Annotated in this window: 8 protein-coding genes; 2 read left to right on the forward strand and 6 right to left on the reverse strand. The window is 62.4% G+C overall.

Annotated features, from left to right (window positions below; translation table 11 throughout):
• Positions 1-33 precede the first annotated feature (33 nt).
• Both HU759_RS17270 and HU759_RS17275 read right to left on the reverse strand, forming a co-directional pair.
• Entirely contained in the window at positions 34-1587 is a 1554-nt protein-coding gene (locus HU759_RS17270; RefSeq protein ID WP_017139625.1) for a DUF726 domain-containing protein, read from the reverse strand.
• 87 nt (positions 1588-1674) lie between these two features.
• A complete protein-coding gene (locus tag HU759_RS17275; RefSeq protein ID WP_169986385.1) occupies positions 1675-2457 on the reverse strand; it encodes a helix-turn-helix transcriptional regulator in 783 nt (260 codons plus the stop codon).
• Positions 2458-2556: 99 nt separating this feature from the next.
• Between HU759_RS17275 and HU759_RS17280 the strand changes: the two genes are divergently transcribed.
• Together HU759_RS17280 and HU759_RS17285 are read left to right on the forward strand one after the other, a co-directional pair.
• Positions 2557-3429, forward strand: coding sequence for an amino acid metabolite efflux pump (locus HU759_RS17280; protein ID WP_017139627.1), 873 nt, complete (start codon positions 2557-2559; stop codon positions 3427-3429).
• Positions 3430-3510: 81 nt separating this feature from the next.
• Complete coding sequence (locus tag HU759_RS17285; RefSeq protein WP_170039707.1) at positions 3511-3912, forward strand: RidA family protein; 402 nt, start codon at positions 3511-3513, stop codon at positions 3910-3912.
• Here the strand turns inward: HU759_RS17285 and HU759_RS17290 are convergent.
• From HU759_RS17290 to HU759_RS17305, 4 genes are all read right to left on the reverse strand, one after another.
• Positions 3902-4798 (reverse strand): LysR family transcriptional regulator, encoded by an 897-nt coding sequence (locus HU759_RS17290; protein WP_170039709.1) that lies wholly within the window; start codon positions 4796-4798, stop codon positions 3902-3904. The genes HU759_RS17285 and HU759_RS17290 overlap by 11 nt on opposite strands.
• 19 nt (positions 4799-4817) lie before the next feature.
• Positions 4818-5123, reverse strand: a complete 306-nt coding sequence (locus HU759_RS17295) for an XRE family transcriptional regulator (protein ID WP_017139630.1) — start codon at positions 5121-5123, stop codon at positions 4818-4820.
• Complete coding sequence (locus tag HU759_RS17300; protein ID WP_080593813.1) at positions 5116-5481, reverse strand: type II toxin-antitoxin system RelE/ParE family toxin; 366 nt, start codon at positions 5479-5481, stop codon at positions 5116-5118. Before HU759_RS17300 ends, HU759_RS17295 begins: the two co-directional genes overlap by 8 nt.
• A 215-nt stretch (positions 5482-5696) precedes the next feature.
• Entirely contained in the window at positions 5697-17075 is an 11379-nt protein-coding gene (locus HU759_RS17305; RefSeq protein ID WP_186617713.1) for an autotransporter-associated beta strand repeat-containing protein, read from the reverse strand.
• Positions 17076-17343 lie beyond the last annotated feature (268 nt).

Genomic DNA, 17343 nt, shown 5'->3' on the forward strand with positions numbered 1-17343 from the left:
CCAGGCAAACACACAAGTCAGGGCCGCAGCTTATCAGTCCGACGCGACCGTGCGCATCACCGTCTCCCGGGGCAAGTCGAACGCTTCGACGACTTGCACCACCAGGTCCATCTCCTGGTTCAACGCTTCGCGCTCCATGCGCTGGCGAATCACGCCAATCACCAAGACCGCCAAGGTGGTGATCGAATAGGCCGGGCCGGAAAACGCACGCACGCCCGTTACCAGCAACATCGCCGCCGCCAGCGCCTGGCCCACCACCGGAATTGCGGTGGCCGCGCCGCGCCGCAAGATAAACCCGGTGAGCCCCGCCAACGCCGTGCCGCTCAGGGCGGTGGTGGCCGAGCGGCCGATATCGATACGATTGAACAGGCCCTGCTCTTTTTGCGCGGCCGCCTTAAGCTCGGCGTCGAAGGCCTGGCGGTCGGCGCGACTGAGTTTGTCCTTGTACTGCTCGATGAGCTTTTCCGCGACCTGTGCCTCGATATCTGCCAGCACCACGGTTTCAAGCGGCCCATCGAACTTGATGCCCAGCCGCTGTGCGACATCTTCGGCGATCTGGCGATAACTCACGCCATGGCCACGGGCGATGTTCATAAAGCTGTCACCGCCCATGCGTTGCAGCTCGATGGCCAGTTTCAGCGGTTCACGTACATCGGCATCGATCGAGGCACTGCGTTTTTGTGCCATTAACTCAGCCAGAAACTTAAGCTCCTCCGGCCGCGCCTGCACCAGCGCGGGGAACAGTTCCACGTCCTCCTCGGCAAAACGCACTTCGCTGCTGCGCAGGTCAGCGCGGATCAGGCCACGCCGTTCCTGCAGCAGGTCGGTGTACTGCACCACCGTTTTCAGCTGCGGCCAGTAGGCAGCATGGTCGAAGGTGGCCAGGTGAACATTGGTGACCTTGGCCTTGAGCGAGGGCGTGACGTCGATCGCATACCGGCCTATGCAGCGCTCGGTGTCCGGCTTGATGGCAAGCGCCCAGTCCTTGCTGGAGTAGCAGTTGATCACGCGCCCTTTGAGCGGCGCCGACACTTCATCCCAGGGGCTGGACGTACTGATCGCGCCACCCATCAGCAACACATTGTTAAGCGGCAATTGGCGGGCGACCTCGGGGCTGGCCAGCAGACTCTTGACCAGGATACGCGCGCCCAGGGAATGCCCGATCAGGTTGATGCGCCGCACGGGCAGCGCTTCGCCGTGCAGGTAATGGGCAAGCTCAGGCAATAGCGTCTTGGCCACTTCATCGACACGCGCCTCGACACTTTTGTAATGGTCAAGAAAGTAGGCAATCGCACGGCCCACACCCACGGTTGCCGCGCCCAGGCCGCCACCGCCAAGCATTGCGGTAATCACATCTTTAAAGGGAGCAAAAAGGTTTTCCAGAAAGTGACCCGCCGGCCAGAACAGCATCAGGTTGGTCGAGCCTTCGATGCTTGCCAGTTGTTGCGTGAAATTGCCCAGTTGCTGGCGGTTGAAGAACGCCGAATAACCGTGAACATAGAGATTGAGCACATCCCCCTGAGGCTCGCCACACAACAGAAACGTGGGCTTGCGGGTGCGGTGCATTTCATCCCACTGGTGTTGCATGGGCCGGTGACTCCTGATGACGGTGGGCGGCGATAGTAACAAAGCAGGACCGCCTGCAAGGTGAATCCTGACCAGCGTGTGAGCTTTTTAGAACAACGACACGGCCTTGGACTTGGCCAGGTAGCGCGCCGGGGAATCGCCCAGGTGACGGCGGAACAGCGCGGTGAAGGCGCTGGGGCTGCTGAAGCCCAATGCAAATGCGACCTCGGTGATCGAGGCGCCGTGGCTGAGTTGCGCGGTGGCCTCCAGCAGGCAGACTTGCTGGCGCCACGCCACGAAGGTCATGCCGGTGCTTTCCAGGAAGTGACGAGTAAAGGTCCGCCGGCTCATGCTCGACCAACTCGCCATTTGATCGAGGGACACGGTTTGCGCAGGCGCGTCCAGAAAGCGCTGGCAAGCCCTCGCCAAACGCGGTTCAGAGGGCAGCGGCGCACTGAGGGGCAAGGCCGACAGCGTACTGATTTCGTCGATCAGCAGCGTCAATACACAGTGCCGCCGCACCTCGGACGTTGCCGATGCCCCGCACGTCAATGCCGCTTCCAGAAGATGCCTGAGCAGTGGCGACACCTCGAAAACCTGGCAGTGTCCCTGCAGCCCTGCGCGCTCGGCGGCTTGAGCATCGAGGTAGGTATTGAGCATCACCACATCGCCGCGCATGTGCATTTCATGGGCAATGCCACCGGGCACCCAGACGGCCCGCTGCGGCGGCACCACCCAGTTGCCCAGGTCGGTGAACATTCTTAAGGCACCGGTGGAAGCATAGGCAAACTGGCCGCGCGGGTGCGTATGCCGGGCAAACACACTGCCGCACGGGTATTCACGCAGGGTCACAAGCGCTTCGGGGTCGTTGTCGTCAAAGGTCGGAATCATGGCCCGATCTTGTCAAAGTATGACCTGGCATAGCAAGCGGGCCATACGCCCGAGCTCTAACCTTCACCCCTTTGAAGCAACCGGTTCGAAGGAACGTCCATGCACAAGAAACACCTGGCACTTGCCCTGTTGGTCACGCTGGCCTGGGGGCTGAATTTTCCCATTACCAAACTGGGCCTGCGGGCCATCGACCCTTTTTTACTCACCGGCCTGCGCTTCGCCCTCGCCGCCTTGCCCCTGGTGTTCGTCATCAAGCGCCCCGCCGTGCCATTCGGTTATGTAGCGGCCTATGGCGTGATCTTCGGGCTGGGCATGTGGGGTGTGATCAACTATGGCATCCAGCTTGGGGTGAGCCCGGGGATTGCCTCATTGCTCATCCAGCTCAGCGTGTTTTTCACCCTGGGTTGGGGCTGCGTGCTATTCAAGGAGAAAATTCGCGGCGCGCAGTGGGCCGGGGCCTTTCTCGCGTTGATCGGACTAACCGGGATCATCGCCAACCAGCAAGGCGAACACGCTGCGCTCGGCGTGCTGATGATCGTGTTCAGCGCACTGGCGTGGAGCATCGGCAACGTCATCATCAAGACGTCGGGGGTTAAAGAAATCTTTTCGTTCATGGTCTGGGCCAGCCTGTTTCCGCCAATCCCGCTGTTCCTGATGGCCTGGTGGGTGCACGGCGACGGTGCGTTCGTAAGCCTCCCCGCCAACCTCGACCTCACCGCCGTGTGGTCGCTGCTGTTTCAGGTTTACCTGGCCACGCACTTTGCTTACTGGGGCTGGAACACGTTGCTCAAGGCGTACCCCGTGTCCACGGTAGCGCCGCTGTCGCTATTGATCCCGGTGTTCGGGATTGCCAGTTCGATGTTGATACTGGGCGAGCGTGTTTCCACAGCCAATCTGGTCTTTATCGCAGTGATTATCAGCGGCTTGGCAGTCGGGCTTTATCGCAAACCGATTGTGCATACCGGTAGATAGTCATGGCAGGAACTCGGGATTTTGTTCGAGTATTCGCTCTATTAGCATCCATCGGGTCTTGTACTCAACCGAGGAAATACCATGAGCACGCCCGAATTTTTTGTCACCCCAGGCTACGGCGATACCATGCGCGAACACCTGCACTATTCCCAAGCAGTGAAAATCGGTAACCGCGTGGAAACGTCAGGCCAGGGCGGCTGGGACGATGAGTTCCAGATCCCCGCCGACCTCAGTGAAGAAATCGCCCAGGCGTTTCACAACCTGGACCGAACCCTGGCCACCGCCGGCGCGGGTTGGGAGCATGTGATTCACATAAACTCCTACCACGTCGGTGGGTTTGCACCTGAGGTCAACGAAGCGATGGTCCAGCAATACCGGCGCTACATGCCCCACCATGCGCCGATCTGGACGCAAGTCGGCGTCGAGGCCCTGGGACTGCCAACCATGCGCGTGGAGATACGCGTAACCGCGATTATTCCCTGACCCCAAACGTGCGGATCACCCACTCGGTAAAGACCTTGAGCCGCGCACTCTGATGACGGTTAGGTGGGTAGAGGATATGCAATGGCGTGGCCGGGCGCGACCAACCCGGCAGCACCTCAACCAACTGGCCGGTATCGAGGTAGTGCTGCACGATCGACTTAAAGTGCTGACCCACACCAAGGCCCGCGAGCAGCATTTCCTTGAGGCCGTTGCCTTCGTTAGTCGAAAAAGCGCAGTCGTTGACCTCGATACGTTGCTGGCCCTGCTCAAAAATCAGCGGCTCCGGCTTGCCCGACCCAGCAAAAAAATACCCGGCCCTGAGGTGGTTGTTTACAAGGTCTTCGGGCGAAACCGGCAAACCCCGGCGCGCCACGTAACTGGGTGCCGCACAGGTCAGGTATTCAAGGTCCGCCACCTTGCGCCCGATCATCGCCATGTCTTCCAGCTTGCCAGCACGGATCACGCAATCGGCGCCCTCCCCGACAATATTCACCGCACGGTCGCTGATGCCCAAGGCGATGGTGATATCGGGGTACTCACGATGAAAGTCCACCAACGCCGGAATCAACAGGCAATTGGCAAACGAGGCCGGTGCATCCACGCGCAGGTGCCCGCCGGGCTTGAGGATCTGCCCGCGTGCGGCGCTGTCCACTTCATCCAGCTCAGCCACCAGCCGTCGCGCATGGCGGTAATACTCCAGCCCTTCAAGCGTGGGCGCCAGGGCGCGGGTGGTTCGGTGCATCAGCTGGGTACCCAGGTGTCTTTCCAGGTCAGTGATGAGTTTGCTGACGGTAGAGCATGGCAGCGCCAACTGGTCGGATGCACGGCTGAATGAACCGGTATCGACAACACGGACGAAGGCGCGCATGGCCAGGAGCTGATTCATCGGGGTGGTCCACTGTGACTTAGTGAGCGAAGTTGTCGATCTTGACCTGGCCATCCGGGAAGGTCGCGATGATTTCCAACTCGCCGCCCATTGCCCGGATGTAGTCACGCAGCGTGCTGATGTACATGTCGGTACGCCGCTCCATCTTGGAAACCGCTGCCTGGTTGATATTCAACGCCTTGGCCAGGCTTTCCTGGCTCAGTTGCTGGGCCTTGCGCAGCTCATGCAGGGGCATTTCCTTGAGGTGCTGGCGGAACAGCTGCTCGGCTTCGGCACGCGACTGCGGGGTCATGCGCGCTTGAAGTTCAGCGAATTTTTTAGCCATGGTGACGGGCCTCTTTACGCAATGTTTGCAAATGGATGTCGTACACATTTTCGGCCAAGGGCACATGCACCTCGTACCACCTGGGGTGTGCGGCTTTATCGCCGCCGATCAGCAGGACAGCGCAGCGCCGGGGATCAAATGCATACAGCACTCGATAGGGCCGGCCGGCGTGCCGGACCCGCAGTTCCCGCAGGTTGCCATGCCGGGAACCCTTGATATCACTGGTATGGGGGAAGCCCAGGCCAGGCCCGAAAAGCCCCAGCAGATCTACGCTGGCGGACACGGAGACTTGCTCCTTTGCGCCCAGTTCATCCCACCATTCTGCGAATTCATCCGTGTATTCAACGTCCCAATCCATGCGAATATGCCACCTAAGGAATATAAACTCAAGGGCATACTTTAGATTCAGAAAAGACTGCATTACCAGCCGGGTTCCAGGGGAAATTGTTTGTACATCCTTCTGACCAGACGCTGAGCAACAACCCTGCCCTATTGGCAAACCATCGAATAGCGTTAAGAAATATTTCCAAAAAAAAACCGCCCTTTCGGGCGGTTAAAAATACTCGGCTTTGATCAGAAACCGAGGGAGAAGCTGATCGTCATCGCATGGTCTTTATCGTTGCGCGACAGTTGGCCGGAATAGCCCAGGCCCAACTTGCCATTCTGACTGATCTGGTAGTCCACGCCCGCCTCCACCACCGCGCTGTCCTTGGCGATCGGCACACCTTGGGTGCTGAACGATGCACCGCCGTTGATAAAGCTCAGGTCGGCATCCGGCTTGGTGTCGCCAAAGGCATGACGCCAGCCGATGCTGCCCCGTGGGGTGATTTTCGAGCCGTTACCCAAGGTGATGGTCTGGCCGATGCGCACGCCCAGGGTCGAGAAGGTCACGTCCTGATCGGCATCACCGCGCAGGGCCGCCGAACCGCCTTTCTCCTTGATCGTGTCGCTGTCGTAGTTGACGTAAGCCAGGCCGGCGAACGGTTCTACTACCACTTTGCCGGTTTCAATGGTGTAGCCCACTTCACCGAACACTTGCGCGCTGCGCGCTTTGTAGTCGGCTTTGAGGCGTTGCCCCACGCCGCCTACGGCCACATCGCGTTTGCTTTCGATGTCGTGCCAGCTGTATGCCACGCCCATGCGAGCGGCGAAGGCTTCCTGCTGGTACGCGGTGTAGGCCATCAAGTGGTAGCTGTCGACGTCGGCGCTGGAGCTGCGGCGCTTGGCGTCCAGGTCGCTGCGGGTGTAGCCGGCGGCCACACCGACGCGCCAGGCGTCATCCACTTGTTTGTCGGTGCCGAGCAGGAAGCCGCCGAGGTTGCGGTCCAGCTTGGCGGTGTTGCTGTCGCCGCCCATGTGGCCCCAGGTGCCCAACACACGCATCCAGCCGACCATCTCGCCGTGGCAACCGGCGCTGCTCAGGCGGTTTTCGCTGGGTGCCAGGCTGTTGCGTGGGTCATCTTCGCGGTAGCAGCCGGGCTGACGCAGGCGCTCGTTGACTGCGTCACGCACGTAACGCGAATCTTCGAGCATGGCGCTGGCGGTGCTGGCATGAATCTCCCCGGACAAGCTGTCGAACGCGGCGCGCGCCCCGGCAACATTGGAGTTGAGCAGCGCGTTCTGCACCGTTGCGCCACCCACCGCGGCACCGCTGTCCAACGCGGCGGCCACGCCACGTTGGTTACCAGTGGCTGCCACGCTGGCGTAGCTGACGTTGTTGCGGCTAACCGCCAGCGCCACCTGAGTAGGGCTGTAGTTCAACGCGGTATTGAGGAATGCCAGGTTCTCCAGATTGGTGGTGCCGAAGGTGCCGTTCACTGCACCCGCCGTGAGCAGCGTGTAGGTGGCCGGGCCGGCGTACGGCGCCAGGTTGACCACATTCAACGTGCCGCCCAGGTTCGCAGTACCCCCAACGGCCAGGGAGCCGGTCGACGATGGGGTGATGAGCAGGTTCAACGCGCCGGTACTGCCATTAGTGAAGTTACCGGCCACCGTCAGCTTACCGTTATCAGGTGTGACGCTGCCGTTGTTGACCAACGCGCCGACGCTGCCGTTGCCGGTCAGGCCTGCACCGTTGGCGACGGTCACCTGCCCACCAAACACCGCGCCTGGGTTGGCCGCGTTGCCGACTTGCAGTACGCCCTGGTCCACCGCCACCGTGCCGCTGAATGGCTGGTTGCCGGTCAGCAACAGCGCGCCGGCGCCTTGTTTGGTAATGCTGCCGGTTCCGCTCAATACACCATTAAAGGTGCCGTTAGTGGGTTGGACAAACAACAGTTGCGCATTGTTGAGGATGCGACCCTGCAAGCTCAGCGTGTTACCGGCCAGCGTACCGCCACTGACGGTCGTGCCACCGGAATAGGTGTTGGCGCCGGTCAACAGCAAGGTGCCGGCGTCAAGTTTGTTGATCGACCCGGCCCCCACGATTGGCGCAGCCACTTCGGTAGTGACGCCCGAATTGACACGCACCACTGCGGCACCGGTTGGCGACAAGGTCCCACCTGCGCCTGCCGTCAGCGTGTAACCAGGGTCAAGGAATTGCAGGCCAGTAAAGCCTTGGTTACCGACCACGGTGACCGTACCGCCCTGCCCGCCGAACACGGCAAACTGGTTATTTGACGCCTGGCCCTGGGTACCGGTTGGATCGGTCCAGTTGGTGCCTGGGCCCCAGGTACCACTGCCGCCGGTGATAGTGCCGTCAGGGTTGGTGGTGCCACCGTTCCAGAACTGGATTTGCCCCGGCGTGGTTTGCACCAGCAGGTTCAGTTGGTTGGCCAGCGCCGTTTGCAGGCTCAGATTACCCACGCCGACCGGCAGCGAGCCGAGGGTCAGGCCGTTGTCGGTCAACGCGCCGCCGTAGCGGAACAGTTGATAAACGCCGAGGCCGAAGCCCCCGGCATCGGTAACGTTGAGCGTGCCATCAAGGGTCAGGTTGCCCGCCACATTCACCGCCGTGGTGGATGCGCCAGGCGCGCCGAGGGCGAAGTCCAGGGCAGTGCCCGACGACAACGCCAGCGAACCCACCGACAGCGGCGTCGCCGCCCCGGCCTTGAGGGTCGAGCCATCGGCCATCGTCACAGCACCGCCCAGGCTGCCGCTGCCGCCAAGGGTCGCGCCGCTGGCTACCTGCACCGCTGCGCTGTTCAAGGTGCCGTTGACCAGCAAGCTGCCGGCGTTGACGTTGGTGTTGCCGGTCAAGGTGTTGTTGCCAGTCAACAGCAACGCGCCGGTGCCGGTTTTATTCAGCACGCCTGCGCCGGTAAGGTTGCCGGTGTAGGTGCCATCGGTGCCTTGCTCGAAGGTCAGGGCCGCATTGTTGGCAATCGCGCCTTGCAAGCTGTTGGTGTTGCCGGTGGTGGTGCCGCCGTTAAGGGTGGTGCCACCGCTGTAGGTGTTGGCGCCGGTCAACAGCAGCGCACCGTTGCCGTTTTTCACCAGGCTGCCGGTGCCGCTGACCACGCCGTTAAGCGCTAGTGCATTGCTGCCGACCAGGGTCAGCGGCCCACTCAGGCTGATGGCGTTGGCCAGTTGCAGGTCGGTGCTGCCATCCAGCGCCGCAGCGCCGCCGACGGTGAGCGCGCCGCTGCCCAATGCGGCGTTATTGCCCAGGGTCAGTTGCCCGGCGTTCAGGCCGGTGCCGCCACTGTAGGTGTTGGCGCCGTTGAGCGTCAGGGTTGCCGCGCCTTTTTTCAGCAGGCTGCCATTGCCGCTGATACTGCCGTTAAGCGTCAGCGCATTGCTGCCGCCGATGGCCAGTGCACCATTGAGTACCGCAGCGTTGCCGAGTGTGACGGCCGCGTTGCTGTCCAGGGTGGTGCCGTCGGCCGCCGTCAGTGCGCCACTGCCCAGCGCGCTGTTATTGCCGACCACCAGCGTGCCGCCATTGAGCGCAGTGCCGCCGGTGTAGGTATTGGTGCCGTTAAGCACCAAGGTGCCAGTGTCGAGTTTGGCCAGGGTGCCAGCACCACCGAGCGTGACGCCCAACGTTGCGGTGGCGTTCGGGTCGACACGGATCGCCGTGTTGCCGGTGCCGCCATTCACCAGGTTGAGCACGCCCGCCGTGCCGGAGGCCAGGTTGTAGCCATCGGTGACGAACTGCATGCCGGTGAGGTTTTGCGTGCCCTCCACGGTCACGTTACCCGCCGCGCCCTGGAACACTGCAAAGCTGTTGTTCCAGTTCTGGTTGAGGGTGCCGTCAACGTTGGTCCAGTTGGTGGTGCCAGTGCCCCAGGTGCCGTTGCCGCCGTCGATGGCGCCGTTGCCGATCAGGTTGGCGCCGTCCCAGAACTGCACGGTGGTATTGGGCGCAGTCACCAGCAGGTTGACCTTGTTGCTGATGGCCGTCTGCACTTGCACATCGCCCGGAATCACACTGCCCGGCAAACTGCCAAGGGCCAGGCCATTATTGGTGAGTGCCCCGCCGTAGTTGATGATGTTGTAGACGCCGCTGCCAAAGCCGCCGATATCGGTGACGTTGAGTTTGCCGCCCAAGGTCAGATCGCCGCCGACATTCAGCAGCCCGCTGCCACCGCCCACCACCGGCACGCCGAGGCCGACGTCCAGGTTGGCGTTATTACCCAGCACCAACGAGCCCACCGACAGCGTGCTGCCGGCGTTCAGGCCGATGTGCCCGCCATCAGCCACCGTCACCGCACCCGCTAATGAGCCAGTACCGGCCAGCGTCGCGCCGTTGTTCACCGCCACCGTGCCACTGGCCAGTGAGCCGCTCACATTTAAAGTGCCGCCATTGACGTTGGCCGCGCCGCTGATCCCATTGGTGCCGCTCAGGTTGAGCACGCCGGTGCCGTTTTTATCCAGGTTACCGGCACCGTTGAGCGTGCCTGCGAAGGTGTTGTCGAGGTTGCTGCCACCCACCGCCAGCGTGCTGCCGCCCGCCACTTGAATCGCGCCGGTACCGGTCAGGGTATTGAGGCTGGCATTGCCACCCAGGTTGAGGCTGGCACCGCTGCCGACGTTGACGCCGGAGGTGTTGCCCAAGGCCGCGTTACCTGTAGTGGTCACACTGCCGCCGAGCACATTGAGTGGACCGGTGAAGGTGTTGTTACCACTGAGCAGCAAGTCCGCCGCGCCATTTTTGATCAGCGCCGCATTGCCGGCCAACACACCCGCCAGGGTCAGGTTGTTGTTACCGGCCACACTGAGGTCGGCATTCAAGTTGACGGCGTTCGCCAGTACCAGCGGCACGCTGTTGTCCAACGTACTTGCTCCATTGACGGTCAAGGCGCCGGAACCCAAGCCCGTGGCATTGCCGACAGTCAGCGTACCGGCCGCGAGGGTGGTGCCGCCGCTGTAGGTATTGGCGCCGTTGAGGGTCAGGTTGGCAGTGCCGTTCTTGATCAGCGATCCGGTGCCATCAACCACACCGCCAAGCGCCAGGTCGTTGCTGCCAACCACGGTCAGCGCAGCATTGAGCGTGGTGTTATTGGCCAGCGCCACTGCGGCACTGGTATCCAGCGTCGCTGCGCCGTTGACGGCCAGGCTGCCGGTGCCAAGTGCCGAACCATTGCCCAGTACCAAGCCACCTGCGTTCAACTGCGTACCGCCGAGGTAAGCATTGTTGCCGTTGAGTGTCAGGTTGCCCGCCCCACTTTTAGCCAGGCTGCCAGCCCCGGTGACCAGCCCATCAAGGGTCAGGTCGGCGCTGCCGAGAATGCCCAGGTTGCCCGCCAGGTTCACGGCATTTGCCAGGGTGACTGCACTGCTGGTATCGAGCGTGGTGCCTGCCGCCGCATTCAGCGCGCCGGTGCCCAGCGCAGTGTTAGAGGCCAGGATCAACCCGCCGGCGTTCAATGCTGTCGGCCCTGCATAGGTGTTGTTGCCACTCAAGGTCAGGCTGGCGATGCCGTTTTTGATCAGGCTACCGGTGCCGGCCACGGTGCCGGCCAGGGTCAGCGCGTTGCTGCCGCCGACTGTCAGCGTGCCGTTGACGTTCACATCATTGGCCAGGCTGACAGCGGCATTGCTGTCCAGGGTGGTGCCATTGGACGCGGTCAACGCACCGCTGCCCAACGCACTGTTATTGCCGACCACCAACGTACCGCCATTGAGCGCGGTGCCGCCGGTGTAGGTATTGGCGCCATTGAGCACCAAGGTGCCCGCATCCAGCTTGGCCAGAGTACCGCCGCCATTGAGGGTGACGCCCAGGGTCGCGGTGGCATTCGGGTCAACGCGCACGGCAGTGTTGCCGCCGGTGCCGTTGAACAAGGTCAAGGCCCCCGCCGTGCCGCCGACCACGTTGTAGCCGTCGGTGACAAATTGCAGACCGGTAATCGCTTGGGCGCCGTCCACGCTGACAGTACCCGCCGCGCCCTGGAAGACCGCAAAGCTGTTTGGCGCCCAGGCGGCGTTGAACGAACCGTTGACGCCTGTCCAGTTGGTGGCGCCACTTGTCCAGGTACCGCTGCCGCCCTCGATGCTGCCGTTACCGGTGGTCTGGCTACCGTCCCAGAACTGCACGGTGGTGTTGCCGTTGACCAGCAGGTTGATCTGGTTGCCGATCGCTGTTTGCAGGTCCAGGTCGGTGGCCGGGATATTCACCGGCAGGCTGCCCAGCTGCAGGCCGTTATTGGTCAGGCCGCCGGTGTAGTCGATCAACCGGTAGATACCGGGGCCGAAGCCACCGATATCGCTGACATTCAGCGTGCCGTCCAGGGTCAGGTTACCGCCCACATGAATCAGCGCCGTGCCGCCGGTAGACGGGGCACCGAGCCCGGCATCGAGGTTGGAGTTGGTATTGAGCACCAACGAGCCGACTGTCAGGGTGTTGCCCGAATTGACGGCCAGGTGGCCACCGTCGGCAATGTTGACGGCCCCCACCAGGGTGCCGGTGCCGCCGAGGGTGGCGCCATTAGCCACGTTCACGTTGGTACTGGCCAGCGCGCCGTTGACCAGCAGGCTGCCGGCGTTGACCTGGGTGTCACCGGTCAACACGCTGAGACCGCCGAGGGTCAAGGCACCGCTGCCGATTTTGTTAAGACCGCCCAACCCGGCGAGTACGCCGCCGAACGTGCTGTCGAGGTTATTGCTGCCGACACTCAAGGTGCTGCCGGTGCCAACAACGGCCACGCCGTTGCCGGTGAGTTCACCCAGGCTGGCCGAGCCACCCAGGTTCAATTGCGTACCACTCCCCAGGTTGACCCCGGCGCCTGCGCCCAGCGCGCCATTACCCACGGTGGTAAGGCTGCCTGCTTGCACATCGAACAGGCCGGAGAAGGTGTTGTTGCCAGTCAGGGCCAGGTCGCCAGTGCCGGTTTTGATCAGATTGGCGCTCCCCCCCACCACACCCGCCAGCGTCAGGTTGTTATTCAGGCTGCCCACCGTGAGGTTGGCGTTGACGTTGACCGCATTGGCCAGCACCAGTGGCGTGCCATTGTTTAGGTTGGCCGCGCCGCCCACCGTCAAGGCGCCCGTCCCGAGGGCTGTCGCGGTGCCCAGGGTCAAGGTACCCGCATTGACGGTCGTTCCACCGCTGTAGGCATTGAGGCCATTGAGGGTCAGGTTGGCCGCGCCATCCTTGACCAGCGCGCCGGTGCCCGTGAGCAGGCCTCCCAGGGTCAGGTCATTGTTGCCAGCCACCGTCAACGCAGCGTTCAGCACAGCACCATTGCCGATGCTCAGCGCGCTGCTGTTATCGAGCGTCGATGCACCCCCCACCGTCAGGTTGCCCAGGCCCAGCGCGAGGTTATTGCCCAGGGTCAATGTGCCCGCGTTCAGCGTCATGCCGCCGAGGTAAGTATTGGCGCCATTGAGAATCAGGTTGGCTGCGCCATTTTTCGTCAGGCTGCCAGCACCATTGATTGCACCGCCCAAGGTCAGGTCAGCCGTGCCGCCTATACCCAGGTTGCCTGCCAGGTTGATCGCGTTATTGGCAGTGACCGCCGCACTGGCATCCAGTGTCGTGCCGCCAGCCGCATTCAACGCGCCAGCGCCCAAGGCATTGTTGGCGGCCAGGATCAGCCCACCCGCGTTCAAGGCCACAGGCCCGAGGAAAGTGTTACTTGCGCCCAGGGTCAAAGTGGCCGCGCCGTTTTTGATCAGGCCGCCAACGCCGCTGATCCCGCCATTAAGGGTCAGCGCGTTGCCGCCCGCGACAGTGGTGTCGCCGTTCAAGAGCACCGTGTTGCCCAAGGTGATGGCAGCATTACTGTCCAGTGTCGTCCCGGCCGCTGTCGTCAACAGGCCGCCGCCCAGTGCAGTGTTGCTACCGACGATAAGCGCGCCGCCATTGAGCAAGGTGCCACCGGTATAGGTGTTGGCGCCGTTGAGCACCAGGGTGCCGGTGTCGAGCTTGTTCAAGGTGCCGGCGCCATCGATATTGACCCCGACGGTCGCGGTTGCGCCCGGATCTACACGCATCGATACATTGCCACTGCCGCCATTGATCGCAGTCAATTGCCCGCCTGCGCCGCTGACCAGGCTGTAGCCGTCGGTGACAAACTGCAGGCCGGTAAAGGCTTGCGGGCCTTGCACGGTGACCGTACCGGCAGCACCGGTGAACACCGCAAAGCCACTGGACCAAGGAGAGTTGGTCAAGCCGTCGGCGGACGTCCAGTTGGTACCGCCGGCGGTCCAGGCGCCCGTGCCGCCATCCACCACGCCGTTGGCGATAGCTTGGCTGCCGTCCCAGAAGCGGATATTGGGCGCCGACACCACCAGGTTGACCTGGTTGCCGACCGAGGTTTGTACCAGCAGATCGCCGAGGCCATAACCCACGGGAACACCCGCTACCGTCAGGCCACCGGTCAGGCCGCCGGTGTAGTTGATCAGGCGATAAGTGCCCGCGCCAAAACCACCGGCATCGGTGACGTTCAGGTTGCCGGCGAGCGCCACGTTACCGCCGACATTGAGCAAGGAAGTGAGGGATGGCGCACCGAGGGCAACATCCAGGTTGCCACCCGCGACCATGTTCAGTGCACCGGCTGACAAGGTATTGCCGCTGCTCAAGGCCAAATGGCCGCCGTTATTGACGTTCAGCGCACCCAATAACGAACCGGTACCGGTCAGCGTACCGCCGTTGTTGACATTGACCTGGGCGCTGGCCAGGGAACCACTGAGGTTCAAGGTGCCTGCATTGATCGCCGTGTTGCCAGTGACGCCATTGATGCCGGTAAGGTTGAGAGTGCCGGTGCCGACCTTGATCAGCCCGCCAGCGCCACTCAAATCACCATCAAACGTACTGGTGGTGTTGACCCCGCCAACGGTCAAGCTGTTGGCGCCACTCAGTTGCACGCTACCGCTGCCGCTCAAGCCGGCCAGGCTGACGTCGGTGGCCAGGTTGACCCCGGCGCCCGCACTCACGTTAACCCCGGAAGTGCTGCCCAAGGCATTGGCATTGAGCAACGTCAGGCTGCCGGAGACCACGTTCACGGCGCCGGTGAAGGTGTTGTTGCCGGCCAGGGTCAGGTCGGACAAGCCATTTTTGATCAGGTTGCCAGCGCCGCTGACCACGCCGTTCAGGCTCAGGTCGTTGTTGCCGGCGACCGTAAGGTCAGCATTCAGCGCAATGGCATTGCCGATGCCAAAGGACGCGCTGGTGTCCAGGGTCGCCGCACCGCCGACGGTCAAGGCGCCGCTGCCCAGGCCATTGGCGTTGCCCAGGGTCAAGGTCCCGGCATTGAGGGTGGTGCCGCCGCTGAAGGTGTTGTTGCCGTTGAGGGTCAGGTTGGCCAGGCCACTTTTGGTCAGCGGCCCTGCCCCACTGAGCACACCCGCCAGGGTCAGGTTATTGGTACCGCCGGCCGTCAACCCGGCGTTGAGCACAACGTTGTTGCCCAGGCTGAATGCCCCGCTGCTGTCCAGCGTCGACGCGCCGCCAACGGTCAAGTTACCCAGACCCAGGGCTGAGTTGGAGCCAGCCGTCAGGGTGCCCGCATTGAGCGTGGTGCCGCCCAGGAAGTTGTTGACGCCGTTGAGCACTAGATTGGCGGCGCCGTTTTTGGTCAGGCTGCCAGCGCCATTGATCGTACCGGCCAGCGTCAGGTCGGCGGTGCCGCCAATGCCCAGGTTGCCGGCCAGGTTGACCGCGTTGGCGAGGGTCACCGCCGTCGTCGCGTCCAGCGAAGTGCCCGCAGCCGTATTCAGCGCGCCCGTCCCCAGGGCGGTGTTGGTGCTGAGCAACAAACCGCCGGCGTTCAGCGACGTTACACCGCTGCGGGTGTTGTTACCGGCCAGGGTCAGCAGGCCCGCGCCGGTTTTGGTCAGGCCGCCGACGCCGGACATCACGCCGCTCAGGGTCAGTGGGTTGGCGTTGAGCAGGCTGAGATCGCCGGTCAAGACGACATTGTTGTTCAGTAATGAGGCGCCACTGGTGTCCAGGTTGGCAGTACCTGTCACATTCAGGTTGCCGCTGCCCAGGGCATTGTTATTGCCCAGCACCAGGGTGCCGGCGCCCAGGTTGGTGGCGCCGCTGAAGCCGGTGTTGACGCCATTGAGCGTCAGGCTGCCCGCGCCGCTCTGGGTAAGCCCACCGTTGCCGGTAATGGCGCCGTTCAGGCTCAACGTACCGGCCACATCGGTCGTCAGGTTGTCGTTAAGCGTGAACGTGTTGGCAAGGCTGACTGTGCCAGGCGCCTGCAAAGTCGATGCGGCGGTGACGGTGACAGCGCCGCTGCTCAGCGCCAGGTCATTGCCCAACTGCACCGAACCGCCGGACAGCGTGGTGGCGCCGGTGTAAGTGTTAGCGGCATTGAGGATCAGTTGACCCGTGCCCGTCTTGGTCAAGCCGCCGGTGCCCGAGAGCACGCCGCCCAGGGTCAGCCCGGTATTGGCGCCCTGGACGGTCAACCCGCCGGTGCCCAGCGTGAGCAGGTTAGCCAGCGTCAGGTTATTGGCCGTTGCCTCGATAACCCCGCCATTGGCGGTGATTGCCCCAGTACCGAACGTCGCACTGTTATCGAACTGCGAAATGCCACCATTGAGCGTAGTGCTGCCGCTGACCAACGGCCCCTGCAACGTCCAGGTGCCGCCATTGATGGTCAGGTTGTTGAAGTTGACATAGGTGGCGCTGGACGCCGTGCCAGTGCCGCTGCTGCCGGTGGCGCCGGGGTTTTGCAGGATCAAGGTGTTGCTGCCGTTTGCGCCGCCATCCACCTGGCCGGTGGGGGCAAACGTCAGGTTTACGCCCAACAGGCCGCCGAGGCTCAAGCCGATACCGCCACCCGAGGACACGCTCGACCCGGTCACCGCCGTAAAGGTGTTGGTGCTGTTTGCTCCCATCGACACGCCGCCGGAAATGGTCCCGCTGTTGACGAAGGTATTACCCAAAGTGGACGCCTCGAAGGCAACCCGCCCGGTGAGCGTGCCACTGTTGGTCATGTTGACCTGGCCGCCACCTTGCACGGCGACCACTGGCGTGTCAGAGGCAAACAACGTAAGTCCCAGCAACGAACTGGAGCCGAGGGTGCCGGCGTTGGTGAGGGTGGTGGTGCCACCGACGCCATTCGTGACGTTCAGCGCCGCACCACCCAACGAAGTCAGATTAAGCCCCAGCAGTGCGCCGGTACCGCGGATGATCCCGGTGGCCGTGTTGGTGATATTCACCGTACTGGCCGCGGTATTGCCCACCACCACACCGCCACTGAGCACGGATACAAACCCGAGCAGCGCCGGGTCGATGGTGCCGGAGTTGTTCAGTGTGGTGTTGTTACCGGTCAGGTTCAACGCAATGCCGCCCAACGTTGCGTTGAGCTGCGCGCCAGGGTTGACGTTGACCGTCAGGTCATTCACCGCACTCGAGAAGGTGTTCAGAAACAGCGGTAACGACGGCACCCCCGTACACGTCACCGTGGCACCCGCCGTGGGGCTTGCGGGCGAGCAGGCCGCCATCGCTTCGGGGCTTGCAAGGCCCATCACCAGCCCCGCTACGCCGAGGCGAATAGCAAGAGAAAGCGCAGAAATACGAGGTACAACGGCAGTAGCAAGTCTTTTATCCACGCTCAACTCCTTGTGGTCCAAGCCTTTCATCCATGGGTGCGTAGAAGCTCAACTTTATTGACCCACACGCATCGAATTCGAGATACCTGACCGTGGTGACAATTGATCCAATTTGTCGAAACGGTAGTAGACCTACAGAAAAGTCATTGAATTAAATGGTATTAATACTTTCGTAAACTCCCTGTCAGAATGGGATTACAGCCAGCATCCATTGACTGTCGCGACATAAATACAAGTTTCCAAATGTAAAAAAGGCGCTAATAACGCC

The organism is Pseudomonas sp. OE 28.3 (assembly GCF_014268205.2).
Taxonomy (GTDB): Bacteria; Pseudomonadota; Gammaproteobacteria; order Pseudomonadales; family Pseudomonadaceae; genus Aquipseudomonas; species Aquipseudomonas edaphica.